A 26,069-nucleotide genomic window follows, 5' to 3' on the forward strand; every position below is an offset into this window, starting at 1 on the left:
TCTAACATCTATATTAAAAAATGATTCAATTAAAAACAATAGACGAGCTTCGTCTTATGAAAGAAAGTGCCCAATTGGTTTCCAGAACATTAGGAATGTTGGCAAAAGAAATCAAACCAGGAATTACTACTTTATATTTAGATAAATTAGCACACGATTTTATTAAAGATCACGGTGCTGAACCTGCATTTTTAGGATACGGAGGTTTTCCGAATTCTTTGTGTATTTCACCAAACGAACAAGTAGTTCACGGTTTTCCAAATAAAGAAGAGATAAAAGAAGGCGATGTACTTTCTGTAGATTGCGGTGCGATTCTTAACGGTTATGTTGGAGATCACGCCTATACTTTTGAAATTGGTGAAGTAAAACCTGAAACCAAAAAATTACTGAAAGTTGCTAAAGAATCTCTTTACAAAGGAATTGAGCAATGCATCAGAGGAAAAAGAATCGGTGATATTTCTCACGCAATCCAGAAACACTGCGAAAATGAAGGATATGGAGTTGTGAAAGAGCTTGTTGGTCACGGTTTAGGAAAGAAAATGCATGAAGACCCTCAAGTTCCGAATTACGGAAAACAGGGAAGCGGAAAAGTAATTAAAGACGGTTTGGCAATTGCTATCGAGCCTATGATTAATTTAGGTACTGAAAAAGTGAAATTCCATAATGATGGATGGACGGTTACAACACTAGATAATCAACCTTCCGCACACTTCGAGCATGATGTTTGTGTGATCAACGGTAAACCTGTTTTATTATCAACTTTCAAATATATTTATGATGCTTTGGGTATTGTAAGTGATGAAGAAAAGCCATTTCAATTGGATTTTTAATGAAAAAGCTGACTAAGTTTTTATTAAATAAAATCCCTCGTCCGATGCTTATCAAGATGAGTATTTGGGCGCGTCCGTTGATCTATCAGTTTTTTAAAGGGGATAAATTTTACGATCCTATCGATGGAAGATCTTACCGAAAGTTTTTACCTTACGGATACGGAAAACAAAGAGAAAATGCGTTGTCTCCGGGAACTTTAAGTCTCGAAAGGCATCGTCAAATGTATCTGTATCTTCAGAATGAAACTGATTTTTTCATTAAAAATTATAAAGTTCTGCATATTGCTCCCGAACAGGAATTTTTGAGGAAATTTAAAAGAATGAGTAATCTCAACTATATTTCAGCCGATTTATATTCGCCGATTGTAGATGTGAAAGCTGATATTTTAGATTTACCTTTTGAAAATGAAAGTTTTGATATTATCTTTTGTAATCATGTTTTAGAACATATTCAGGATGATGCAAAAGCAATGAGCGAATTGTATCGAGTAATGAAACCCGGAGGTTGGGGAATTCTTCAGGTTCCGATGAAAAATTCTTTGGAAAAAACCTATGAAGATTTCACTATAACAGATCCAAAAGAAAGACAAAAACATTTCGGACAGTACGATCATGTTCGTTGGTACGGAATGGATTATTTTGACCGACTTAAAGATGCCGGTTTTGAAGTGGAAGCTAATTTTTATTCACAACAATTTTCTGATGCAGAAATAAAAAAATATGGTTTAAGACTCAACGAAATTTTACCAATCGTTTTAAAGAAATAAAAAAACGGCTTCAGATTCTGAAGCCGTTTTTTTATGTAATTAACTATAACTATGTTTAAATCTTAATGAGAAACAGCTTTCAATCCAATTACAGAACCAATTAATGTTGAAATGAAAAATATTCTCCAGAAACTTGCAGGGTCTTTAAACACTAAAATTCCTACCAAAGCCGTTCCCACCGCACCAATTCCGGTCCAGACTGCATAAGCAGTTCCGATAGGTAAAGTTTCTGTGGCTTTGATGAGCAAAAGCATACTGATGGTGAGACAAACCAAAAATCCTCCAAACCACCAATACATCTCGTTTCCGGTGGTTTCTTTTACTTTTCCGAGGCATGATGCAAAAGCAACCTCAAAAATTCCTGCGATAATTAAAATAATCCAGTTCATTACTATTTAATTTTATACCGCAAAATTGAGGCTTTAAAGTGAAACAAAATTTTACAAATGTTAAAAAATGAAATTTATTTCTAATATTTATCTGAGGTGGGAATAAGGATGGTTTGCTCTGTAGGAGCAAAACCTTTGTAGAAAATTTACAAAAAAATATGAGCTCCGTAGGAGCGAAACAAAACTAGAAATTCAATTTTAATCATTTAATTTCCGCACGAATTCTACTCAAACTAACCTGTGTAATTCCTAAATAAGAAGCAATATGACCCAACTGAACCCGCTGCAAGAGATAAGGCTTTTCTTTCAGCAAGTCTTTATACCTTTCCAGTGCCGTTTTATATTGCCGAGAAATAATCAGTTCTTCCGTTTTTACGAGTTCCCGTTCTGCAAACTTCCGTCCCCAATTTGCAATATGAATGTCTTCATGATAAAGATTTTTTAACTTTTCAGTTTCAAGTCTGTAAAATTCACAGTCTTCCAAAAGTTCTATATTTTCATAGCCTGGTTTTTCATCCACATAACTTTTCATAGAAACTACAGGTTCGCCTTCTGTTCCAAACCAAAAAGTAATATCATTATTTTCTGTAGAAGCATAAGCGCGAACAATTCCTTTCTTTAAAAAATAAATATAAGGAATCACTTTATTGGCTTCCATCAGGCAAAGTCCTTTAGGATAATTAACTTCGGAAATATGTTGTACCAAACTTTCTTTTGAAGTTTGAGGAAGTGAGTAAATAGTATCTATAATCTCTTTAATATTCATTAGAATAATTGTTTGGAATTAACAACGAAGGTTTCCAATTTTATAATCATTAAATAGTTGAATTAAAAATGAAAATATAACGAAGTCAAACGTCTTTACAGTCTTAAAAGTATTTAGTTTAACAAAAACTCTGCAGACTGCATTCATTAAATTTAGTTCAAAAATAATCTTTTTTAGGCATCTAATTTTCAATATTGGCCGAAAGACCAGTTTTGTTTTACTAACTTTGCAAATCGTAACAAAACGAAATTAATACTTTTATATGCACAAAGCAGGATTTGTAAATATCGTTGGAAAGCCGAATGCCGGAAAATCTACCCTTCTGAATCAGTTGATGGGAGAGAAGTTGGCAATTGTAACGCAAAAGGCTCAGACAACACGACATAGAATTTTTGGAATTTATAATGAAGAAGACTTACAGATTGTATTTTCTGATACTCCCGGAGTTTTAGATCCAAAATATGGTTTGCAGGAAAAAATGATGGATTTTGTAAAAGATTCTTTACAGGATGCAGACGTTTTTCTTTTTATTGTAGATGTTACCGATAAAGCTGAACCATCAGAATTTTTAATTGATAAACTGAATAAAATTCCGGTACCGGTTTTATTATTATTGAATAAAGTTGACCAAACTAATCAGGAAGGTCTTGAGAAACTGGTTTCAGAATGGCATGAGAGAATTCCTAAGGCAGAAATTCTTCCTATTTCAGCTTTAAATGCTTTTAACACCGAAATTATTTTACCGAAATTAAAATCGATGTTACCAGAAAGCCCGGCGTATTATGATAAAGACATGTACACCGACAAACCAGAACGTTTCTTTGTAAACGAAGCCATCAGAGAGAAAATTCTTTTGAATTATGAAAAAGAAATTCCGTATTCTGTGGAAGTGGTAACCGAAATGTTTAAAGAAAAAGAAGGAATTATCTTCATCGATTCTATTATTTATGTAGAAAGAGATACCCAAAAAGGGATCATCATTGGGCATAAAGGTGAAGCCATCAAAAAAGTAGGAACCGAAGCAAGAATTGATCTGGAAAAGTTTTTCTCTAAAAAAATTCACTTAAACCTTTTTGTAAAAGTGAAAAAAGACTGGCGAAAAAATGACAGAGATTTGAAAAATTTTGGATATAGATAGACTAAAACGTCTCTATTCATCGTTGTATTAACGGATATTTTTGTTATCTTTAGTTTAAATTTTCAATCAATGAGCTATTCAAACACAAAGGCAAATCCTGTAATTTTTGATATTATACTATTTCTTGTAAGACTATTTATAGGCTTTGCGATGATTTCGCACGGTTTTCCCAAACTTCAAACATTAATTGACGGTGGTGAAATTCAGTTCTACGACTTTTTAGGTTTAGGTCCGCAAATCTCTTTAGGATTAACGGTCTTTGCTGAATTTGTGTGTTCTATTTTTCTTATTTTAGGTCTGTTTACAAGAGTTGCAGCAGGATTTTTAATCTTTACAATGGGTTTTGCTGCCTTTGTAGTTCATGGCGCCGATGGTTTTGATAAACGAGAATTAAGCTTATTGTATCTTTCAATTTACCTAATCATTATTACATTTGGAGCCGGAAGATTTTCAATTGATGGAATGATCGAAAAACGAAGAAGAGCCAATGACTGGTAAAGCCAATTTGATATAAAATAAAATCCCGAAACATTTTGTTCCGGGATTTTTTATGTGAATTTGAAATATTTTATTCAATAAACGAATATCAAATCTCAAACTTCAGATTTCAAATTCTTACGCCAATTTTTGAGAATCTGCAACAAACTGAGCCAAACCGCTGTCTGTTAAAGGATGTTTCAATAAACTCAAGATTGGAGGAAGTGGTGAAGTGATAACGTCTGCACCAATTTTTGCACAGTCAATGATATGCATTGAATGACGGATAGAAGCTGCTAAAATCTCAGTATCGTACATATAATTATCAAAAATCAATCTGATTTCCTGAATTAAATTTAAACCGTCTGTTGTAATATCATCTAATCTTCCCAAGAACGGAGAAACATAAGTTGCACCAGCTTTAGCCGCTAAAAGAGCCTGTCCTGGAGAGAAAATCAAAGTACAATTGGTTCTGATTCCTTTGTCTGAAAAATATTTCAAAGCTTTGATACCGTCTTTAATCATTGGGATTTTTACCACAATATTTGGGTGAATTGCAGCCAATTCGTCACCTTCTTTGATCATTTCTTCGTACGTTGTAGAAAGTACTTCTGCAGAAATATCTCCATCTACAATCTCGCAAATCGCTTTGTAATGATTTTTGATTGCTTCAGCTCCCTGAATTCCTTCTTTAGCCATCAATGATGGGTTGGTTGTTACACCATCCAAAATTCCAAGGTCTTTCGCTTCTTTAATTTGCTCTAAATTAGCAGTGTCAATAAAAAATTTCATTTTGTTTAAATAGATTTATTTCCGCAAAGATAAACATTCCATTTTGAGTGCGAAATTAATTTGTCTACTTACAAGATTTAGATTCTAAAATTCCCCTCCTTTGGAGGGGTGGCGAAAATTCGAAAGAATTTTTGACGGGGTGGTTTCAGATTAGTCATTTTAAATATCAGAAAATTATTAATTTTAACTTCAATGAAAACCCAATTCACCACAAAGCTCGAAATCATAGGAATTAATCCTTTTGTTTTTCTTCCTGATAAAGTTTTAAATGAAATATTTGAAACTTCAGGAAAGAATAAAAGCCCGATTCCTGTGAAAGGAACTGTAAACGGTAAAGAATTCAAACAAAATTTAATGAAATATTTAGGAGAATGGCGATTGTACATCAATTTAACCATGCTAAAAGATTCTCCGAAAAGAATTGGTGAAATGCTGGAGATTTTTGTGGAATTTGATCATTCTGACCGAACGATTTCAATTCATCCTGATTTAGAAAAAGCAATTAGAGAAAATCCTGTTGCTTTACAAAACTTTGAAAACCTCATTCCTTCAAGAAAAACGGAGTTAATTCGTTACATTAATAATTTAAAGACCGAAGCAAGCATCCAAAAAAATATTGAGAAAATCATTCGATATTTAACTGGCGAAACAGACTTTTTCGGAAAGACAATCAAATAAAAAACCGAAAAATATAAATTCTTCGGTTTTTATCTTTATGAATTAAGGGCCTGACTCAATTTTACAGCTTCCTGATTAGTAGGATCATACTGTATTGATTTTGCAATATGCTCTTTAGCTTTATTTGGATTGTCTTTTTGTTCGCTAAATGCAATGTAATAATAAGCATAAGCAAGATTTTTCTTACTCGCCTCAATCTCTTCCGGTTTTACGGTAGCAATATATTTTTCATAAGAAAGTTTAGCATTTACATCATCTTTAGCCGATTGATAAGAATAGGCCTGACTGTAATAAGATGGAGCCCAGTCTGGTAACAACACAGAGATTTTTTTCCATGTAGCAATTGCGTTTTGCCAATCTGTAGCATCCTGATAAGCAGTAGCTAATTTAGCAAGAGATTCTGCATCTTTAGGATTGGCTTCGACTTGTTTTTTCAATCCCTCAATCACGGGATTTGTTTGTACTTGAGTTGTAGAAGCAGTAACTTTTACACTGTCTGTTTTTGGTGAAGTTTGGGCAACAAGAGCACCTGTACTTCCTATCATCATTAAACCTACAAATAATTGCTTAGTATTAATTTTAATCGTTTTCATATTTCTTACATTTTTAAAATTGTAAATAGTGAAGTTCAAGAATAATTCCATTAAAAGAAAAGTTTTAGAACTCTTAAGTTTTTTTTGAAGGTATTAACAGTTATCAGACTTTTTTTAGCGTATTTTTTGATTCTTAGCTTGTTTGAGTTTATCTTTGTTTCATTACAAACTTATTATTTTTCATCTCATGAATGTATTATTAGCCTCAACCTCTACACTTTTTGGCGGAGAATATCTTGAATATTTAAAAGAAGAACTTATTAATTTATATAAAGGAATTGATGAAATCATTTTCATTCCATTTGCAAGACCCGGTGGAATTTCACATGACGATTACACTGCAAAAGCACAGTCTTTTTTTGAAACCATCAATATTAAAGTAAAAGGTTTACACGAATTTGATAATAAAATCGAAGCTTTACATTCAGCAAAAGGATATTTTACAGGTGGTGGAAACACTTTCTTATTGGTTAAAACTTTGCACGAAGAAAATCTGATGTCTGTTTTAAAACAAAATATCGAAACCGGAAAAGCATATTTAGGCTGCAGCGCAGGAAGTAATATTGGCGGACAGAACATGAAAACTACGAATGATATGCCGATTGTTTATCCTCCAAGTTTTGAATGTATGGGATTGGTTCCTTTCAATCTTAATCCGCATTATTTAGATCCAAATCCAGATTTGAAACATAACGGAGAAACAAGAGAAACAAGAATTAAAGAGTTTTTAACGCAAAACGACACTAAAGTTGTAGGACTTCGCGAAGGAAACTGGATCAGAAGAATTGGCAATAAAATTACCGTTGAAGGAAATGAATTGACAAGAATTTTTGAAAAAGGAATAGAGCCTTACGAAATTGAAGCAGGAAGCGAACTTTAATTCTTATTTTTGAATACTACTCAAATAATTTAATGTTATTATCGTTGTCATGCTGATCGGAGTTAAAGCATTCTGTAAAGCTTTTTAATAAATATCAAATGAAAAAAACTTTTGTATTTCTTACACTTTCCACACAAATTATTTTTGCTCAAAATATTTCGCAGAAATTAGATGATGCCACAAAAAATCTAATGAATTCTTCTTTGGCAATTTCATCTAATTTATCTTTTTATGTTGCCGATGAAAGCGGAAATCTTGTGTATGAATTTCAGGGAAATAGAGGATTATCTACAGCTTCAACTCAGAAAATTTTCACAGCAGCTGCAGCTTTGGAAACTTTAGGTAAAAATTATACGTATAAAACAACATCATCCTATTCAGGAACGATTTCTAACGGAAATTTAAATGGAAATCTTTTTATTACTTCAAACGGCGATCCTACTTTGGGAAGCTGGAGATACGAAGGTTACAAACCCGAAAATTTCAAACAAAAACTAATTGAAGCAGTTAAAAAATCAGGAATCACAAAAATTTCTGGCGACTTGGTGATTGATGATTCTTATTTTGACCATCAAACCATTCCAGGAGGTTGGCCGTGGGACGATTTGGGGAATTATTACGGAGCCGGAGTTTGGGGTGTAAATTGGCGTGAAAACCAATTTGACATCAACATCAATGGAAATGATTTTAAAAGTTTTTCTTATCCTTTAGAAAATGTAAAATGGTTGAATGATTTAAAAGCTTCAGGAAATTCAGATCAAAGTTTAATTTTCACAGCACCACATTCTAACGTCGCTTTAATTAACGGAAGTTTACCTGCAGGAAAAGTAACGACAGTTTCAGGTTCTGTTCCGAATCCTCCATTACAATTGGGTATGGAAATTCAGAAATGGCTGAAGGAATCAGGAATTGATTTTTCAGGAAAAGTGTTGACCAATTCTCAATTAGAAATAGAAGGTAATAACACGTTAGAAACTCCAAAAAACAATATTATTCTTACTTACGAATCGCCAACTTTAGATAAAATTGTGTATTGGTTTCTGAGAAAATCGGTGAATTTATATGGTGAAAATTTAATTAAAACTTTAGGCAAAGAGAAAAAAGGAAATCCAGGTTTTAAAAGCGGAATTGCTTATTTAAAAGAATTCTGGAAAGCGAAAGGAATCAATTCAAATATGATCAATTTTGCTGACGGGAGCGGACTTTCACCACAAAATTATGTCTCTGCAAAAGCTGAAGTTCAGGCATTATTGTATGCAAAAAAACAAGCTTGGTTTGATTCTTATTACGATGGATTTCCCAATCAGGACAACGGTATGAAAATGAAAAGCGGAACAATGCGCGACACAAAATCATTCGCAGGTTATCATACTTCAAAAGATGGAAAAAAGTATGTATATTCAATTATTATTAACAATTATCAGGGAAGTGGAAGTACAGAACTGCAGAAGATTTTGAATATTTTAAAATAAATAGAATTGAAAAAAAGATCCATATTTTCCAGATTCAACAACTGGTTTATTTTTTCTTTGATGACTTTGGTGGTTATCGCTATTGTGATTTCTTCTACTTTGGTTATTAATTATTTAAAGAAAGAAGAAGTAAAGAGAGTTGATATTTTGGTGAAAGCTATAAAATTTCAGCAGGACATGACTCCCAGTTTAGAAGTTCAGGAATTACTTCTTGCCATTTATAGCTCAAATACTACGATTCCTGTGATTATTTTGGATAAAAATGATCAGGTCATAGAATATAAACATCTACCAAAAGAATTTGGAACTAATCCGGATGATATTGTTGCTTTAGCAAAAAAAATGGAGAAAAAATATCCTGCAATTGAAATAAAAGTTCAGGGTGGAAATGACCAATTTGTTTATTATGACAACTCCATAATGCTTAATAATCTACAGTACTCTCCATTTTTACTAGGATTTTTTGTACTGTGTTATTTCTTGTTTTCCTTCTGGTTTTTGAGAACTGTTAAAAAAACCGACGAAGGTTATCTTTGGGCCGGATTAGCAAAAGAAACCGCCCATCAAATCGGAACTCCATTATCATCTATGATGGGATGGATGGAAATTATGAAGCTTGAAAACCCAGATTCAGACGGCGTTATCGAAATAGAGAAAGACATTGAAAGACTGAGAACAATCTCCGAAAGATTTTCAAAAATTGGTTCAGTTCCTGAATTAAATGACACCAATTTTAATGAAACCATTAAAGAGAATTATGATTATCTGAAAACAAGAATTTCAAGAAAGATAGATTTTACACTTCTGCTTCCAACATACAATATTTTGGTTCCGCACAATAAAATTCTGATGAGCTGGGTGATTGAAAATCTAGTAAAAAATGCAGTTGATGCTATGAAAGGTGAAGGAACTTTGCAGATGTCGGTTTTCGAACGCAACAAAAATATTTTGGTTGAAGTAAAAGACAACGGAAGCGGAATGACAAAATATCAGGCACAAAATGCCTTCAAACCTGGATATTCCACGAAAAAACGCGGTTGGGGATTAGGTTTAAGTTTAGCCAAAAGGGTAGTGCAGGAATATCATAATGGTGATATTAGGATTTCTCAAACTGAAGTAGGAAAAGGAACCACTTTTAGAATTGTGATCAGAAAAGCATAAATCATTATCATTACAAAATGGATATTTTACAAGTCAAATTTTCATCTTAAAAGCAACAGCCAAAACTTCAAAACAAAAGAAAAAATCACTATTTTTGAAGCATGATTAAAGCGAGTAATATCCATAAATCTTATGGAAGTCTGGAAGTATTGAAAGGAGTTGATATTCACATCAAAACTGGAGAAGTTGTCTCTATTGTTGGAGAATCTGGTGCCGGAAAATCTACATTGTTACAGATTTTGGGAACTTTAGATACCCCTTCAAATCCTACAAAATACAATACTGAAATCATGCTGAATGATGAATCGTTTATCAATATGACCGATAAGCAGATTTCAAAATTCAGAAACCAGAATATTGGTTTTGTTTTTCAGTTTCACCAATTACTTCCTGAGTTTACAGCTTTAGAAAATGTTCTGTTGCCTACCAAAATTGCAGGAACCAACGAAAAAGAGGCTTTAGATAAAGCGTATCAACTGTTTGAGGATCTAAAAATAGTTGAAAGAATTCATCATAAACCCAATCAATTATCGGGTGGTGAAGCGCAAAGAGTTGCCGTTGCGAGAGCATTGATCAATTCTCCAAAGATTATTTATGCAGATGAACCGACAGGAAATTTAGACTCAAAAAACGCAGATGATCTTCACCGGTTATTTTTTGATTTGAGAGATAAATACAACCAAACTTTTGTAATTGTAACCCACAATCCGCAACTGGCTGAAATTACAGACCGTAAACTGGTAATGAAAGACGGATTGATTATTGAGTAATTTTAAAATATGAAATCTTTATTATTTGCATTCTTATTTTTAATTTCCTGTAACTCTTCAAAAGCTCAGGAAAATATAGATATTTTGCCTAAAGAAAAGATTTTAGAGCTTAAAAATTATATTAAAAATAAAGATTACAATCAAAACCTGGCTGTTTTTATTAATTTTAAAATCCATTCAGGGAAGTACCGTTATTTTGTTTATGATTTGAAGAACGACAAAATAATACAGAAAGCAGTTGTTTCTCACGGTTCAGGATCTGTAATTAAAAATTCAAATCAACTTAAATTTTCTAATGTTGAAGGTTCTTATCAATCTTCACTAGGAAAATATGAAATTAAAGAGAGTTATTCCGGTCAATTCGGAAAAGCATATCGTTTAAAAGGTTTAGATTCCACCAACAGCAACGCGATGCAACGTGCAATTGTATTACATTCTTTTGGATGCGTTCCGGATCAGGAATCTCAAAATTTAGCCTGTTTAAGTTTGGGTTGCCCGATGCTTTCAACAAAAGCCTTTAAAGAAACCTCAAAACATATAGACCAATCAAAAAAGAGCATTGTTTTGTATGCTTTTTATTAATTTGGTTGATGGTTTTTAGTTGATGGTTGTTGGGTTGATATTCGATATAATAAAAATGTATTAATAAATGTTTTCAATAACTAACAACTAAACCCCATAACCTAAACCCTAAAATCATGTCTATAAAATTTTTGGCAGAAGACGACAGACCCAGAGAAAAGTTTTTACTGAAAGGTAAAAACTCACTTTCTGATTCTGAACTTTTGGCAATCATTATGGGCAGCGGAAACAGAGAGGAAACAGCTGTAGAATTAGGACGAAAAATTCTGGCATCGGTTGATAACAATTGGCATCAGCTAAGTTTATTAACGGTTAAAGATTTAATGAAATTCAAAGGAGTAGGTGAAGTAAAAGCTATTTCAATTGCAACTGCTTTGGAAATCGGGAGAAGAAGAGCCAATCAGGAAATCCCCGAAAAACCTTTGATTTCGAGCAGTAAAGATGCTTATAATATTTTGAAACTGCATTTATCAGATCTCAGAACTGAAGAATTTTGGGCTTTATTTCTCAACCAAAGCAATAAAGTAATTCATATCGCTCAGTTGACGCAAGGTGGAATTAATCAGTCGATTGTAGACATCAGAGTACTCTTTAAAACTGCATTAGAACATTTTTCGACAGGAATTATTATTTCGCACAACCATCCGTCAGGAAATCTAAAACCCAGTACAGAAGATATCAGTATAACCAAACAAGTGAAAGAAGCAGGAAATGTGATGAACATTCAGCTTTTGGATCATTTAATTATTACTCAAAACGCATATACCAGTTTTGCAGACGAAGGATTATTATGATTAAAAGATTAAAATACCATGAAATTGATTTTGAAAAATACGCTCAATGCCTGGAAAATTCTGCACAGCGAAAATATTCTGCTACAAAACAGTTTTTAGATATTTCATCAGATAAAAAATGGGAATTATTGGTTTACAAAGATTACGAAGCCATAATGCCTGTTCCATATGTGTTCAAATCAAAAATTAAAATCGTTCATAATCCAATGCTTTGCCAGCAATTGGGGATTTTTTCAAAAGAGGATAATGTAGAAATTAACGAACAGTTTTTAAGCTTTTTAGAGAAAAATTATCTCATCAGAATTTATACTTTTAATGAATTTAATCATTTTAAAACTACTTTAAAATCTAAGAAAAACTTTCTCATTCTTCCTGATAATTACGAAACAGTTTACTCTAAATATTCTCCTAAAAGAAAAAGAAAGCTCAGATTGGATGAAGATATTGTAAAAAATTCTGAGATTAAAAATATCAGTTTTTCTCAGGCTGAAAGCTTTATTAAAGAAAACTTTTTGGGGGCAGATAAAGAAGAAGATGTAGATTCTTTCATTTCAATATTTAAAAATATGTTTGAGGCAAACTGTTTGAATTTTTCAGCTTTTTATCTCAACCAAAGAATTATCAATATTATCGTCACTTATTTTGATGATTTTACAGTGGCACTTTTAGGAACGTTTAATGATAAAGAATCGGTTAAAGTATCGGGATCTTCTGTTCTAATAGACAGGTGTATAGAAGAAAATATATCAACCAAAATCTTTGATTTTGAAGGGAGTGAATTGCCGAATGTAGAAGAATTTTTCAGAGGTTTCAGACCCGAACTTCGTCCTTATCATCTGATTGAATATTCTAAAAAAAATATCATTAAAAAATTGATGAGCTTGAAATTTATCATGAAACTTTAATTTAATCACGTTCTTTAGAATAGTTCTATATATTATTCTTAAATTTATAAAAGTATTTACAAACTGCTCACAATGCTAAAGAAGATCCGCAATTATAAGTTGCCATACATGATTTATAATTTTTTCAACAAAAAAAAATTACAGCATAATATTCCGCTTTATAAAAAATACGGTCTTGATAAAAGCTATTTTTCGAGTATCTCAAGCAAAGATTTTGCGCATTTACCTGAAAATGAAAGAAAATTTGATGAGCAAAAACTTTTCAACACCGAATTTTATAAAAATCTTTCCGAAGAAAATAAAATCAGCGCAGAAGGTTTTGATGATAACGGTTTTTTGGTTCTGAGAAATTATCTTAAACCTGAAACTGCCGATCAGATCAACAATGAGATTGAAAAATTGATGAAAGATGGAACCATTAAATTCCGTTATGGCGGTAAGTTGATGTTCGTTATTCATCATTCTGAGATTATAAAAAATATCGGAAATGACAAAAACTTACTCGAATTTTTATCTGTTTTAATCGATGGTGATGCTAAATTGTTTCAGAGCATCAATTTCATCAACGGAAGTCAGCAAAAAACGCATTCAGACAGCATTCACATGACGACTTATCCTTTGGGCGGACTTTTAGGAGTTTGGATTGCCTTGGAAGATGTGGATGAAACGAATGGCGCTTTACATTATATTCCGGGAAGTCATAAGCTTCCGTATTTCTTAAATTCTGACTATGATAATGAAGGAACAGCTTTTAAAATCGGCAAAAAAAGTTATGTAGCTTACGAAGAATTTCTTGAAAATAAAGTGAAAGAATTGGGGTTAAAAAAGGAAGTTTTCAGAGCAAAAAAAGGTGATCTTTTGATTTGGCATGCCAATATTCTTCACGGTGGAGAACCACATTTAGATAAAACAAAAACAAGAAAGAGCTTAGTTTATCATTATTTTGACGAAAAAAGTGTCTGTTATCATGAGGTTACGCAAAGGCCTGCATTATTTGAGCTGTAAAAAGAGTTAACAAAAAGCCTAAAAGATATTAAATTCTTTTAGGCTTTTTTATTTTTTAATCTTTTATTATTTTTTTACGATAATTTAAATTAGAATTTGATACTTCAAGGAAATAAACTCCTTTCAATAAACTAGAAAGATCTATTGAAAAAGTATTTTCATTAGTTGATTCAACATTTTTTTGAAGTACTAATCTATTATTGATATCAAAAACCTTTATTTTACTATTTATTAAGTCTTTTTTAGATTTAATAAAAATTTTATTTTTAGTGGGTATAGGGTAAATACTAATATCTTCATTTACTATTTTCTGCTGCTTTAAAACGTCTTCATTGCTAGATTTTTTTTCTACATTAAAGCTATTTGCAACTCGATTAAAAGGACTACATGTATTAATATCTTCTACATACATATAGTGACTTTTTCCACTATTAGGTTGAAGTAGAGTACCTGCATCCAATGTTATAGATTTTTTAGCCTTAAAAATAACATTCGCATTTTGTGTAAAACTTTCATTTTGAATTTTAATAGATTCAGCTGAATTTAAAAGTTCAAAATCCCATTTATCAAAATTTCTATCTTTTATAAGAACTTCACCACCATTAGAAGGATTCATTTGCCATGCAATTTTTGTTGCTTTCCCAGCATCAATTCGTCCTGCTCCAAGTTTACCTATATAAGGTTGATTTTCAGGAATATCATCTAAATTTGCTGAAGTAAGTTTTAAAATAGATTCAATTTCATTGGGATTTAAACAATTATTTACAGAAAACAATAAGGCTACCACACCAGCAACTTGAGGTGCAGCTAATGAAGTTCCCCATGCACCGCCATATGAGGAATCTGACACTGCAGTTGCCCCAACAACATTGAATCCTGCCACTCTTAAATCTACCATGTCATTATTTTGATGTGTTGAGTTTGGATCACCAATTAATTGCTCTACACGATCCCTCCATAACATTGGTATATTGTTATATGTATATCCTACATCTGCATGCCCTACACTAGAAATACTGATAACGTGATTATAACTAGCTGGATAAACATAATTATTAGGTCCTCCACATGTTCCTCCATTAGCACCAGCAAAACCATTACCAGCAGCAACAACAATAACAGTTCCATTATTATGGATTTCATCAATAACCAATTGGTCAATCTCACTATAATTACATGTATTAGTCCAGCTTGCATTAACAACCCTTGCTCCATTTTGCGATAATTCTAGTAGACTATTTATGCCAAAAGAATTATATAAAATTTTAGAATTAAAGCCCGTTCCAGGAATACCTTTATTATTGTCAGTATTTGCAGCAGCATGACTTGCAACAGCAGTTCCATGAGAGTCCGGAATAGTATAACTTATAAGTGATGTAACCTTACCAACTAAATCTTCGTGAGTAGTACTTATAGGTGTATCACTTATTCCAATCATGAAATTTGGATCTCCATGTGTATAATCCCAAGCTTCTCTTATATTGATTAAATCTAAGCTTTGAAGTGGACTAGTTGTACCGGGATAATTATAATCGTTGGGCGTATATAATAACTCAGGTTTATATGTTTCTTCAATTAAAGGAAAATAGGTTGTGTATTTTTTTAAATCATCAATAATGCCTGCTTTATCAACTTCCAATATATATACAGTTTGCAAAAACGGGGTTACAGATGTAGGAAAGGCTTTTTTAAATGTGAAAATATTATATTTAGATAAAGCTTTTGTTAGATTTACATCAAAATGTGATACAGTGCTTTTTCCGTTTTCAATACTAATTTTCGGGACGTTATTTTCATTTGGAATTTGGATATAACATAGCTTATTTTGTGCAAACAAAAAAGATTCTGCCAGTAATAGAAATGGTAATATTTTATTTTTCATCTTTTTTTACTTTTAACTTTAGTTCCTGAAGTTCTTTTTGTTGCTGAATTACATACAATGTTAATTCTTCGACTTTCTTTAAAAGAAGAATATTCATTTCTTTTAATTCTATGCCGTTTTCAATTGCTTCTTTTGTTGTAGGGACTTCGGGTAAATGTTTATTTTCTGTGATGAATTTTTCAAGCTCGCTTAAGGGCATTAAATTATAGTTTTTTTCAAAAACATAATCAGCCCATCCATTACTTGCAGCTATATCTACCTTTATTTTTTCAGTTCTTATTCCGTTTTTTATAAAAACCCGATAATCATTGCAGTCAGAACAATTAGGATATTGGCTATAATTTCCAATAAGTAATTTCCCATTTGCTTTTAATGAGAATGTAGACTCCCAAATTCCAGGTGCTGTGTGGCCACTAACATCTAAGACGCCCGGATTATTTGGCTGATATTGCGAGTAATTTAACCACACTAAAGAAGCTCCAGCATCAATATTAGTGCCTGTATTTTGAACCGCAAAAGTATCACTATTTATATCTGAAAAAAACTGAGTTCTTCCTTTTAGCTTAAGAATAATGTCAGATTCTGGATTTGTACCAATACCAACGTTTCCTATAGAGTTAATTCTAAATCGTTCCTGATTATTAGTTTTTAATACGAGATCATTTGTGTCACTTGTTCCTAAGAAGTTTGTAGAAGCGTTTGTCCCCGAATTTCCTGTTAGATTCCATGATGATTGGGCATAAGCAAATGAAGATGCAACAATAGTTGCAATTAGAAATTGTTTTTTCATGATTAATAATTATAATTTTTGTAAAACTAAATAATTATTTTAAGAATCAATATTAAATTTTATGAAATTAATTTTCATATTACACTTTAAAAGGATGTATTTCGAAAATGATTTGTACAAATACTTGACTTTAATAGCAGCTTATTAATAATATCTCATTAAACTAAAATCACTTGATAATTATATATAAATATTTGAATAAAATTTATATATGCTCTAAAAAAATCCAGAAAATATCATTAATTTTGCTACCTCAAATTATGACAGATTTTTCAGACTATTTACCCTATGCTGCTGCATTAGTTATTGCAATTCCGTTTTTGGTTTTGCTGAGACAATTTGTGTATTCGTACATCAATTTAAAAAATCAGGAAATAAAATTACTTTCTGTAAAATCGAATTCTGAAAACAAAACGCATTCTTATGAAAGAATGACTCTTTTTTTGGAAAGAATAAAACCTGCAAATCTTATTCTTAAGTTTGATAAAGAGCTTGCCGCTCATGAATTTGTATTTCTTACCGAGAAAACCATCAACGAAGAATTTGATTATAATGCTTCACAGCAACTTTATTTAACAAAAAATTCATGGCAGAATATCGTAGATTCTAAAAATGCAATCATAGATTTGCTGCACAAAACCTACGAAAGTCTTAATAACAATCCGAATCTTAATGAGTATAAAACCGTTTTCATCATGAATTACATGAATGATAATGATTATATCGGAGAAACTATCGAAGATTTGAGGAGAGAAATTTTAATAATAGCTTAATTAAATAATAAATATAAATAATGATTCCAAATTTTAAAGCACATCCGTGGCATGGGATTTCTGCAGGAGAAGATGCGCCAAACGTGGTAAACGTATTCGTGGAAATAGTACCTTCAGACACAATTAAATACGAAATAGATAAAGAAACTGGTTACCTTAAAGTAGACAGACCTCAGAAGTTTTCTAACATTATTCCTGCATTATATGGTTTTGTTCCTAGAACTTACTGTAATGAGGAAGTAATGAAATTGGCTGTAGAAAGTGGCGCAACTGACGTTACAATGGGAGATCACGATCCTTTGGATATCTGTGTATTAAGCTCTCACAATATTCATTCTGGAGGACTTTTGATGGAAGCTATTCCAATCGGTGGTTTCAAAATGATCGATGGAGGTGAAGCTGATGATAAAATTGTAGCCGTAATGGTAAGCGATCACGCATTCGGTCATTTCAGAGATATTTCAGAATTACCTGAAGCTGAAGTAAAAAGATTGATGCACTATTTCTTAACGTACAAAAACTTACCGGATGAGCCTGCAAAATGTAGAATTCAGGAGGTTTACGGAGCAGAGCATGCAAGAAAAGTAATCATAGCTTCACAAAATGATTATTCAAGCAAATACGGAGGATAAAATTCTCTTTATTTAAATATAAAAGGGTAAATGAAACTGTTCATTTACCCTTTTTGTTTTTTATCTGAATGTTAAAATAGATTTCCGAAATCAATTACTTTCTAATATAAACCGGAATATCTTCTTTAATAGTTTCTAAAACTTTAATACTTCTAATTTTTTCAGGATCTATCGTTAAAGGATTCTGATCAAGTATTACAAAATCAGCTAATTTCCCTTCTTTAATAGAGCCTTTTTTATTTTCTTCCTGTAATTGATAGGCGGCATTGATCGTAATAGCTTTCAGGGCTTCAATGGTAGTAATTCTTTCATCAGATCCTAAAATTCTTCCGGAACGGGTTTTTCTGTTAACAGCAGCATAAACCGCAGTGATAAGATCTGGTGGAGTAACAGGAGCATCATGATGAATAGTAAAAATAATTCCCGCTTTTAATGCAGAGTTTGCTGGACTGATAAAAGAAGCTCTTTCAGGACCAAAAACACTTGAATAATGCCAATCTCCCCACAAATAAGTATGAGTAGAAAAATAAGACGGAATAACCCCCAATTCTTTTATTTTTTGAATGTGATCAGGGCGGCTGTTTTGCACATGAATTAACGTTGCACGCAATTCCGGAGTATAAATATTTTCGTCTTTTAGTTTTTTGATGACACGGATTGCCTGATCTATTGCTGCATCGCCATTTACGTGAAGTTGAGCGGTAATATGATTTTGAAATAAGGTTTTTAAGTCTTCATATAAAGTTTCATCTGTAAATATCGGGAAGCCTTTATAGTCTTTCGATTGTCCTTCAGGTGGAACAAGATAAGGCTGTGTAAGCCAAGCTGTTTTGCCTTGAGGAGAACCGTCGTCAGAAAATTTAAATCCTCCAAGTTTTAAATGATCTTTATATTTCATGTATTTAGGTTTAAAAACATCTAAATCTTTTTTAAAATATTCATAATCTGGAAAATAAACCACATCAGCTTTAAACAAACCTTCAGTAGCAGCTTGCTCCAAAAGATCTACACTTTCTCCCATCGTTCTTCCGTCGCAAATGGTAGTTTGCCCATAACTTAGCCATTCTTCTTGAGCTTTCATTAGATTATTCATAGCTTGAGCTTTAGAATCATCCGTTTTCATTTTTTCTGTAATAGTAAGCAAAGCCATAAAACTTGCATTCTCTTCTAATTTTCCGTTGAGTTTTCCATTTTTATCTCTTCCTAAATGTCCGCCTTCAGGATCTTTTGACAAATCTGAGAGGTTGAGCAACTTTAGCATCGCAGAATTAGCAACACTTGCATGACCGGAAGTATGAATGACAATAATCGGGTTGGTCGTGCTGATTGCATCAAGCTCATCCTTTGTTGGATGTCTGTGTTCTGTCATGATGGCATCATCGTATCCATTACCTATTACAGGTTGGTTCTCTGAAATTTTATTTTTTATAATAGAATTTCTAATAGTATTTTGTAAATCTTTGATAGAATTAACCGTACCGTATGGTTCCGGAAATAAATCTATCGCTTGTATCAATCCAGCTCTTGAAGTGAAATGACCATGAACATCTATAAAACCTGGTAACAAAGTTTTGCCTTTCAGATCAATCATTTTTGTTTTGCTATTAACATGATGATCAGCTTCAGTTTTAGATCCTGCAAAAAATATCTTTCCATTTTTTACGACAACAGCTTCTACCTGAAGAGAAGAATCTTCCATCGTCAAAATAGTTCCGCCAAAATAAAGCGATTCTGCTGATTTTTGGGTTTGACAACTGCTGATGAATAATGCTGATATAGATAGGTAAAGTAAAATTTTCATGGTAAAATAGTTTGGATGGTGTTGACTAAATTTACAAAAAAATAGAATAATCAGGCTTGTTTTTACAAAGTATTTATAAAAATCATTATATTTATAAAGATAATCACGAACTTTTAATATAAAAATAATAAACTATGGACTTATTTGTTTTAGTACCCATTTTTGGTGTTATTGCCCTGATCTATACTTTTATTCAAAGTAATTGGGTAAGTAAACAGAATGCTGGAAATGAAAAAATGAAAGTAATCAGCGGACATATCGCTGATGGTGCGATGGCTTTTCTAAAGGCCGAGTACAAGATCATGATGTATTTCGTAATTATTGTTGCCATTTTATTAGCCGTAATGGGAATGACCAATTCCAATTCACATTGGACTATTGGAATTGCCTTTGTAATCGGAGCTATATTATCTGCTTTGGCAGGTTTTATTGGAATGAAAATCGCTACAAAAGCCAACGTAAGAACCGCAGAAGCCGCAAAAACTTCTTTATCTAAAGCATTGAAAGTATCTTTCACCGGAGGTTCCGTAATGGGAATGGGAGTTGCCGGATTAGCTGTTTTAGGTTTAGGAGCGCTTTATTTAATTATCAAACAGATTTTTGCTCCTGATGCTGCCGTAAATTCTCACGAAATGGAAAGAACCATAGAAATTCTTACAGGATTTTCTTTAGGTGCAGAATCTATTGCATTATTTGCCAGAGTAGGAGGTGGAATTTATACTAAAGCCGCCGATGTTGGAGCAGATTTAGTGGGAAAAGTAGAAGCCGGAATTCCTGAAGACGATCCTCGAAATCCGGCTACCATTGCCGATAACGTTGGTGATAACGTTGGTGATGTTGCAGGGATGGGAGCCGATTTATTCGGTTCGTATGTAGCAACCGTTTTAGCAACAATGGTTTTGGGAAGAGAGACGATTTCAAATGATTCTTTTGGAGGTTTTGCTCCGATTTTATTACCGATGCTTATTGCCGGAACAGGAATTATTTTTTCAATGATTGGTACTTTATTCGTTAAAATTAATGATAACGAAGGTTCATCAACATCCAATGTGCAAAATGCTTTAAACTTAGGGAACTGGGGAAGCATAGTCATTACCGCAATAGCTTCTTATTTCTTAGTCACTTATCTTTTACCTGAAAAAATGGTTTTAAGAGGTCATGAGTTTACTAAAATGGGAGTTTTTGGAGCCATCATCGTTGGTTTGGTTGTGGGAACTTTAATGAGCATCATCACAGAATTTTATACTGCAATGGGAAAAAGACCGGTTTCAAGTATTGTAAGACAGTCTTCTACCGGTCACGCAACGAATATTATTGGCGGACTTTCTGTAGGGATGGAATCTACACTTTTACCAATTCTCGTTTTAGCAGGCGGAATTTACGGATCTTATTTATGTGCAGGATTATATGGTGTTGCGATTGCAGCAGCCGGAATGATGGCTACAACAGCAATGCAGTTGGCAATTGATGCTTTCGGACCTATTGCTGATAACGCAGGCGGAATCGCCGAAATGAGTGAATTACCAAAAGAAGTTCGTGAAAAAACAGATATTTTAGATGCAGTAGGAAATACAACCGCTGCAACCGGAAAAGGTTTTGCTATTGCTTCTGCAGCATTAACGGCATTAGCTTTATTTGCAGCATTTGTGGGTATTGCAGGAATCGACGGTATCGATATTTACAGAGCCGATGTTTTAGCCGGATTATTTGTCGGTGGAATGATTCCTTTTATATTTTCATCTTTGGCTATTACCGCAGTTGGACAGGCTGCAATGGCGATGGTGGAAGAAGTGAGAAGACAGTTTAGAGAAATTCCCGGAATTCTTGAAGGAACAGCCGAACCCGAATATCAAAAATGTGTAGCGATTTCTACTGATGCTTCCATCAAAAAAATGATGCTTCCTGGTGCCATTGCAATTGTATCGCCTTTATTGATCGGTTTTATTTTCGGACCTGAAGTTTTGGGAGGCTTTCTTGCCGGAGCAACTGTTTGTGGGGTTTTAATGGGGATTTTCCAAAATAACGCAGGTGGAGCTTGGGATAATGCAAAAAAATCTTTTGAAAAAGGAGTTGACATCAACGGACAAACCTATTACAAAGGTTCAGAACCTCATAAAGCTTCTATTACAGGAGATACCGTAGGAGATCCGTTTAAAGATACTTCCGGGCCATCGATGAATATTTTGATTAAATTAATGTCAATTGTTTCTTTAGTCATTGCGCCTACTTTAGCTGTGTTACACAAAGATAAAATTGAAGCCAACAGAAAAGCAAAAATTGAAGCTTTAACCAGGGTTTCGGGAATAACTCCTGTTGTTGTAAATTCTGTACACAATACAGTTATTTTGGCACCGAAAATCATTAAAGGATATCTGAATGAAGAAGGAGATTTTGTTTATGATACCGGAAAAATTCAGGAAGTAGAACTGGAAGATGGAAAAAAAATGACCATTGGTGAAGGAAGTCAGTTGCTTCAGATGTATAATGCTATAAAAAGTAATGATAAAACCGTTTTAGATCCCAATAACTGGTATACGTTAGAAAACTTCTACTTTGAAAGTGGTTCAAGTGAAATTAAGGAAAAAGCAGAAGCTCAATTATTAAATCTGGTTGAAATCATGAATGCTTATCCGAATATGATAATAAAACTCGGCGGATACACAGATAATACTGGAAATCAAGATACGAATGTAAAGCTTTCAAATTTAAGAGCGCAGACAACAAAACTGAAATTACTGGAACTGGGAATTGCAGGACATCGTGTAGAAACAGAAGGATATGGTTCTTTGTATCCTGTTTGTGAAGCTAATGACACCGATGAATGCCGCGCAAAAAACAGAAGAATTGATGTAAGAGTTCTTTCTCTTTAATTAATTTAAAAATGTATAAATGAAAAGCATCACAGAAAATTGTGATGCTTTTTTATTCAATTATACCGTTCATTATTTTTTCTTTATTTGCAAAATCACCAAACCGATTCATTAGAACTGATAATTTAGGATTGATAATATTTTTGCAAAAAGGTGCATTTCTTCTTGTGTACAGATAATTCAATTGCTCTGCTTTATTCAACTTAAATTCTCTAAAAACAAGCACTTTAGTTATAATTTGATCATCAAAATCAGATTGAAATTCCTCTATAATTTTTTTGCATTTTTTTTCCTGATCTTCATCAAAAACGTATACAGCAGAGCGATATTTTTCTCTAAATGAGTGTTTTGATGTACTAGAATGCGTGTGTAAATGAATTTCAATTAAGTCTTTCAGTGAAATAGTCTGAGGATTAAATTCAACTAAAACAGCTTCAGAAAAGGAAACATTTTTTCCGAAAGATGAAATCCAGCCTTGTTTAACATCAGCAATACCGATTAAAGACTGAAAGATCCCTTCTGTACACCAGTGACACCCGCCTCCGAAGCCTATTTTATTGTTCATTTTTCCTTCTATAATTTTAGATTTATTTCTCTAAAAAAGTTCCGAATCTTTCGAAATGGCAAGTATATCCATTAGGAATTCGCTCTAAATAATCCTGATGCTCAGGTTCTGCAGGCCAGAATTTAGTATAAGGTTCTAATGTAGTTACTACTTTTCCGTTCCATTTTCCAGATTTATCGACAATATCAATGATTTCTTTTGCTGTTTCTTTTTCTTGTTCATTCTGAAAAAAAATAGCCGAACGGTAGCTCGATCCGTGGTCGTTTCCTTGTCGGTCTATTGTCGATGGATCGTGAATTCTGTAGAAATAATCAAGTATTTCTCTGAAATTTGTTTCATCAGGATTGTAGGTTAACTCAATTCCTTCTGCATGCCCCGGATGATTACGATAGGTCGGATTTTCATTTTCCCCGCCAATGTAACCCACTTCTGTGTCGACAATTCCTTTTTGTTTTCTGAAAAGATCTTCCATTCCCCAAAAACATCCACCTGCGATATATACTTTTTCATTATGTGTCATTTTTTATTCTTTTTTGATTATTTTTTTCTAAACTATTTTATACTCTCTGTTAAATATCCAATAGCACCGTCTACATTGATATGAAAATCTGCAAACACCACATTATCTGCTTTATCTATAACAATAAACCAAGGTGTTCCACCTGTTTGAAAATCTTCCATAATAGTTGATCTTCCATTCCCGGGATCATGCCCAAAAGGAATTTTTAGTTCATATTTCTTCTGTGTTTCCAGAATTTTATCATAAGTATTAGCTTGGCTTCCTTCAAAAACTGTTTGAACCGCAAGAAAAACAATCTTCTCGTTCCCTTCAAAAGCATCAACCAGTTTTTTTAGTGACGGAAGACCAACACTGTGACAACCGGGGCACCAATGCTGAAAACAATAAATAATTTTATACTTGTCATGGTAATCTGACAGCCTTATTGGTTGAGTTAACTCATTTCCGTTAGCATCTATCCATCGTTCTACTCTTAATTCTGGAGCTTTTGTATTCATTTGTTCTTCCATATTCAATATCATTTTTTAGATATTAATAAACTTGTTATACAGATTCTTTGATCAAATCAATCGATTCGGAATTGATACAATATCGCAATCCACTTGGTTCCGGACCGTCGGGAAAAACATGTCCCAAATGACCATCACAATTGTTGCACATTACTTCTACACGAATCATTCCATAAGAACTGTCTTTGTCATACTTAATCGCATTTTCTCTTATCGGCTGTGTAAAGCTTGGCCATCCAGTTCCCGAATTAAATTTTATGGTGGAATCGAACAACTCATTGTCACAGCAAATGCATTTGTACCTACCTGCATCATGAGCATGGCAAAAAGCTCCTGAACCAGCTCTTTCCGTTCCTTTTAAACGGGCAATTCTAAATTGTTCGGGGGTAAGAATAGCTTTCCATTCTGCTTCTGTTTTTTCTACTCTTCTGTCGGGTGTAGGATTTCCGTTTGTCGCGAATTTTAAAACATCATTCCAATTAATCATAACTTTTTTATTTTATTGGTTGATACAAATGTACAAACACAGCACGCCAATAGAGTGTTGCACATTCTTTAATTGGTGTTTGGTTTTCTGGCAGATTTATTTTTTATGAGAACGAAATTTATATACTTCCTGATTTACTGCGGAATTCTTCAGGCGACAGTCCGTTTTGTTTTTTGAAGAAATGTGAAAAAGCCTGAGAATCGGAAAAATTCAAATCATAAGCGATGTTCTTTATCAACTCATCTGTATGCATCAATTGTCTTTTTGCATATAGATTTCTTCGGTCAGCAATAAGTTCACTTGCCTTTTTGCTGTAGCAGCAACCAAATATTTCTGAGATCTTTTTAGGTGAAACTTTTAAAATATCTGCGTAATCGGAAACCTTTTTCAATTCTTTGAAATGACTGTTAACCAGATACTGAAACTCCCGAATGAGTCTTAAATCTTTAAAATCAATGGGGATATTAAACTCACTTTCTGCATGGTTTTTTTGGCTTTTTAGCAAGAAACGCTGAAAAGAATTTCTAAGCAATGCTTCAGAAATAGGACTGTTTAGGTTTTTTTCTTCTAAAAGTAGCTCCTGCCAAATATGCTCAAAAACATTGATTTCGTTTTCCTTTAAACTTATTTTTGGCAGATTATCTATAGCATGTAAACCATAAAATATCATCAGATATTCTCCGGTATTTATCATAGAATCAATAGGATTGATAAAGGTTTTATTAAATTTAATGATACGAAAAGTTCCGGTTTCTACTTGCAGTTTCATATAAAATTCTGAAACAAAGAGTATACAATTGGTGCCTATTGCAATGTTGTTGTCGTCGAGTTTTATATGGGTTGGTTCTCCTACATTCCAGGCAATCGTAAGTTCTTCATCCCAATCACTTGGCATAAAAGAAAAGGGAGCTTCTATATTGTTTAAAATTTTTATTTTTTGAACCATAATAATTTACTGCAGTAAAAATCGAATCCTTACTCCGAGTCTTTTTCTTGAACTAATAATTTAAAAACAGACTTTGTAAACCGTACATATTCTTCCAATTTTAGATCATAACCAATCCATTGTTGTATATTTCCGTACGGACAAAGTGGTGCATCATCATGATTTGCTCCGCTTCTGAGTATGTAGCGGGAGGGTTCTTCTAAATATTTGGCCATGTCTACTTTTCTCATGATTTAGGATGTTTTGTAGAATAATATATTGAAAAGAATTAGAAAAAGTTATTTTAAATTAACTA

At 32.9% G+C, this 26,069-nt stretch carries 29 protein-coding genes; 16 read left to right on the forward strand and 13 right to left on the reverse strand.

Going from position 1 to position 26,069, the window contains the following annotated elements; genetic code table 11:
• The first annotated feature begins 20 nt into the window (after window positions 1-20).
• The gene (gene map / locus BUR17_RS02600) at window positions 21-830 is read left to right on the forward strand and encodes a type I methionyl aminopeptidase (RefSeq protein WP_074228526.1); all 810 of its coding nucleotides are present in this window, start codon (window positions 21-23) and stop codon (window positions 828-830) included.
• Window positions 830-1,597 carry a class I SAM-dependent methyltransferase gene (locus tag BUR17_RS02605; RefSeq protein ID WP_074228528.1) on the forward strand — a complete coding sequence of 256 codons (768 nt, stop codon included), beginning with the start codon at window positions 830-832 and terminating at the stop codon, window positions 1,595-1,597. Before map ends, BUR17_RS02605 begins: the two co-directional genes overlap by 1 nt.
• Before the next feature lie 62 nt (window positions 1,598-1,659).
• Here the strand turns inward: BUR17_RS02605 and BUR17_RS02610 are convergent, their stop codons facing one another.
• Together BUR17_RS02610 and BUR17_RS02615 are read right to left on the reverse strand one after the other, a co-directional pair.
• On the reverse strand, window positions 1,660-1,986 hold the full coding sequence (locus BUR17_RS02610) for a DMT family transporter (protein ID WP_066675715.1): 327 nt from the start codon (window positions 1,984-1,986) through the stop codon (window positions 1,660-1,662).
• A 202-nt stretch (window positions 1,987-2,188) separates the two neighbouring features.
• Entirely contained in the window at window positions 2,189-2,752 is a 564-nt protein-coding gene (locus tag BUR17_RS02615; protein WP_074228530.1) for a Crp/Fnr family transcriptional regulator, read from the reverse strand.
• 262 nt (window positions 2,753-3,014) lie between these two features.
• On the opposite strand from BUR17_RS02615, the gene era reads away from it, so the two are divergent.
• Window positions 3,015-3,890 carry a GTPase Era gene (era, locus tag BUR17_RS02620; RefSeq protein WP_074228532.1) on the forward strand — a complete coding sequence of 292 codons (876 nt, stop codon included), beginning with the start codon at window positions 3,015-3,017 and terminating at the stop codon, window positions 3,888-3,890.
• A gap of 69 nt (window positions 3,891-3,959) precedes the next feature.
• Window positions 3,960-4,388, forward strand: a complete 429-nt coding sequence (locus tag BUR17_RS02625; RefSeq protein WP_074228534.1) for a DoxX family protein — start codon at window positions 3,960-3,962, stop codon at window positions 4,386-4,388.
• A gap of 117 nt (window positions 4,389-4,505) precedes the next feature.
• On the opposite strand, the gene fsa is transcribed toward BUR17_RS02625, so the two are convergent.
• Window positions 4,506-5,159 carry a fructose-6-phosphate aldolase gene (gene fsa, locus BUR17_RS02630; RefSeq protein WP_074228536.1) on the reverse strand — a complete coding sequence of 218 codons (654 nt, stop codon included), beginning with the start codon at window positions 5,157-5,159 and terminating at the stop codon, window positions 4,506-4,508.
• Window positions 5,160-5,351: 192 nt separating this feature from the next.
• Between fsa and BUR17_RS02635 the strand changes: the two genes are divergently transcribed.
• Entirely contained in the window at window positions 5,352-5,837 is a 486-nt protein-coding gene (locus BUR17_RS02635) for a YdeI/OmpD-associated family protein (protein ID WP_074228538.1), read from the forward strand.
• A gap of 35 nt (window positions 5,838-5,872) precedes the next feature.
• Here BUR17_RS02635 and BUR17_RS02640 read toward each other — a convergent pair whose 3' ends face one another.
• The gene (locus BUR17_RS02640; protein WP_074230197.1) at window positions 5,873-6,430 is read right to left on the reverse strand and encodes a tetratricopeptide repeat protein; all 558 of its coding nucleotides are present in this window, start codon (window positions 6,428-6,430) and stop codon (window positions 5,873-5,875) included.
• Window positions 6,431-6,617: 187 nt separating this feature from the next.
• Here BUR17_RS02640 and pepE point away from each other — a divergent pair, with 187 nt between their 5' ends.
• The 8 genes from pepE (at window position 6,618) to BUR17_RS02680 (ending at window position 13,999) form a co-directional block, all read left to right on the forward strand.
• Entirely contained in the window at window positions 6,618-7,310 is a 693-nt protein-coding gene (gene pepE, locus BUR17_RS02645) for a dipeptidase PepE (protein WP_074228540.1), read from the forward strand.
• 98 nt (window positions 7,311-7,408) lie between these two features.
• Complete coding sequence (gene dacB, locus BUR17_RS02650; protein ID WP_074228542.1) at window positions 7,409-8,782, forward strand: D-alanyl-D-alanine carboxypeptidase/D-alanyl-D-alanine endopeptidase; 1,374 nt, start codon at window positions 7,409-7,411, stop codon at window positions 8,780-8,782.
• A gap of 6 nt (window positions 8,783-8,788) precedes the next feature.
• Window positions 8,789-9,943, forward strand: a complete 1,155-nt coding sequence (locus tag BUR17_RS02655) for a sensor histidine kinase (protein WP_228418587.1) — start codon at window positions 8,789-8,791, stop codon at window positions 9,941-9,943.
• Between the two features lie 101 nt (window positions 9,944-10,044).
• Window positions 10,045-10,713 carry an ABC transporter ATP-binding protein gene (locus BUR17_RS02660; protein ID WP_074228546.1) on the forward strand — a complete coding sequence of 223 codons (669 nt, stop codon included), beginning with the start codon at window positions 10,045-10,047 and terminating at the stop codon, window positions 10,711-10,713.
• A gap of 9 nt (window positions 10,714-10,722) precedes the next feature.
• Window positions 10,723-11,295 carry a murein L,D-transpeptidase catalytic domain-containing protein gene (locus tag BUR17_RS02665; RefSeq protein ID WP_074228547.1) on the forward strand — a complete coding sequence of 191 codons (573 nt, stop codon included), beginning with the start codon at window positions 10,723-10,725 and terminating at the stop codon, window positions 11,293-11,295.
• Window positions 11,296-11,411: 116 nt separating this feature from the next.
• Entirely contained in the window at window positions 11,412-12,089 is a 678-nt protein-coding gene (gene radC / locus BUR17_RS02670) for a RadC family protein (RefSeq protein WP_074228550.1), read from the forward strand.
• Window positions 12,086-12,994 (forward strand): hypothetical protein, encoded by a 909-nt coding sequence (locus tag BUR17_RS02675; RefSeq protein ID WP_084550362.1) that lies wholly within the window; start codon window positions 12,086-12,088, stop codon window positions 12,992-12,994. The genes radC and BUR17_RS02675 overlap by 4 nt, the downstream gene beginning before the upstream one ends.
• Window positions 12,995-13,102: 108 nt before the next feature.
• On the forward strand, window positions 13,103-13,999 hold the full coding sequence (locus tag BUR17_RS02680; RefSeq protein ID WP_228418589.1) for a phytanoyl-CoA dioxygenase family protein: 897 nt from the start codon (window positions 13,103-13,105) through the stop codon (window positions 13,997-13,999).
• Between the two features lie 55 nt (window positions 14,000-14,054).
• Here BUR17_RS02680 and BUR17_RS02685 read toward each other — a convergent pair whose 3' ends face one another.
• The gene (locus BUR17_RS02685; protein WP_074228556.1) at window positions 14,055-15,881 is read right to left on the reverse strand and encodes a S8 family peptidase; all 1,827 of its coding nucleotides are present in this window, start codon (window positions 15,879-15,881) and stop codon (window positions 14,055-14,057) included.
• Entirely contained in the window at window positions 15,871-16,671 is an 801-nt protein-coding gene (locus tag BUR17_RS02690) for a hypothetical protein (protein ID WP_074228558.1), read from the reverse strand. Before BUR17_RS02690 ends, BUR17_RS02685 begins: the two co-directional genes overlap by 11 nt.
• Before the next feature lie 260 nt (window positions 16,672-16,931).
• On the opposite strand from BUR17_RS02690, the gene BUR17_RS02695 reads away from it, so the two are divergent.
• Both BUR17_RS02695 and BUR17_RS02700 read left to right on the forward strand, forming a co-directional pair.
• A complete protein-coding gene (locus BUR17_RS02695) occupies window positions 16,932-17,444 on the forward strand; it encodes a DUF7935 family protein (RefSeq protein ID WP_074228560.1) in 513 nt (170 codons plus the stop codon).
• 20 nt (window positions 17,445-17,464) lie between these two features.
• Window positions 17,465-18,076, forward strand: coding sequence for an inorganic pyrophosphatase (locus BUR17_RS02700; RefSeq protein ID WP_074228562.1), 612 nt, complete (start codon window positions 17,465-17,467; stop codon window positions 18,074-18,076).
• A 94-nt stretch (window positions 18,077-18,170) separates the two neighbouring features.
• On the opposite strand, the gene BUR17_RS02705 is transcribed toward BUR17_RS02700, so the two are convergent.
• Window positions 18,171-19,877 (reverse strand): amidohydrolase, encoded by a 1,707-nt coding sequence (locus BUR17_RS02705; RefSeq protein ID WP_074228564.1) that lies wholly within the window; start codon window positions 19,875-19,877, stop codon window positions 18,171-18,173.
• Between the two features lie 134 nt (window positions 19,878-20,011).
• Between BUR17_RS02705 and BUR17_RS02710 the strand changes: the two genes are divergently transcribed.
• Window positions 20,012-22,747: a sodium-translocating pyrophosphatase gene (locus BUR17_RS02710; RefSeq protein ID WP_074228566.1), complete on the forward strand. Its 2,736-nt coding sequence runs from the start codon at window positions 20,012-20,014 to the stop codon at window positions 22,745-22,747.
• Window positions 22,748-22,799: 52 nt separating this feature from the next.
• On the opposite strand, the gene BUR17_RS02715 is transcribed toward BUR17_RS02710, so the two are convergent.
• The 6 genes from BUR17_RS02715 to BUR17_RS02740 form a co-directional block, all read right to left on the reverse strand.
• The gene (locus BUR17_RS02715) at window positions 22,800-23,312 is read right to left on the reverse strand and encodes a peptide-methionine (S)-S-oxide reductase (protein WP_074228567.1); all 513 of its coding nucleotides are present in this window, start codon (window positions 23,310-23,312) and stop codon (window positions 22,800-22,802) included.
• A gap of 22 nt (window positions 23,313-23,334) precedes the next feature.
• On the reverse strand, window positions 23,335-23,832 hold the full coding sequence (gene msrA / locus BUR17_RS02720) for a peptide-methionine (S)-S-oxide reductase MsrA (RefSeq protein WP_074228569.1): 498 nt from the start codon (window positions 23,830-23,832) through the stop codon (window positions 23,335-23,337).
• Between the two features lie 32 nt (window positions 23,833-23,864).
• Window positions 23,865-24,341: a peroxiredoxin family protein gene (locus BUR17_RS02725; protein WP_228418592.1), complete on the reverse strand. Its 477-nt coding sequence runs from the start codon at window positions 24,339-24,341 to the stop codon at window positions 23,865-23,867.
• Window positions 24,342-24,375: 34 nt separating this feature from the next.
• Window positions 24,376-24,828 (reverse strand): peptide-methionine (R)-S-oxide reductase MsrB, encoded by a 453-nt coding sequence (gene msrB / locus BUR17_RS02730; protein ID WP_074228573.1) that lies wholly within the window; start codon window positions 24,826-24,828, stop codon window positions 24,376-24,378.
• A 118-nt stretch (window positions 24,829-24,946) separates the two neighbouring features.
• A complete protein-coding gene (locus BUR17_RS02735; RefSeq protein WP_074228575.1) occupies window positions 24,947-25,774 on the reverse strand; it encodes a helix-turn-helix domain-containing protein in 828 nt (275 codons plus the stop codon).
• Between the two features lie 29 nt (window positions 25,775-25,803).
• The gene (locus BUR17_RS02740) at window positions 25,804-26,004 is read right to left on the reverse strand and encodes a hypothetical protein (RefSeq protein WP_074228577.1); all 201 of its coding nucleotides are present in this window, start codon (window positions 26,002-26,004) and stop codon (window positions 25,804-25,806) included.
• Window positions 26,005-26,069: the final 65 nt, after the last annotated feature.

The sequence above is a fragment of the Chryseobacterium scophthalmum genome (genome assembly GCF_900143185.1).
GTDB lineage: Bacteria > Bacteroidota > Bacteroidia > Flavobacteriales > Weeksellaceae > Chryseobacterium > Chryseobacterium scophthalmum.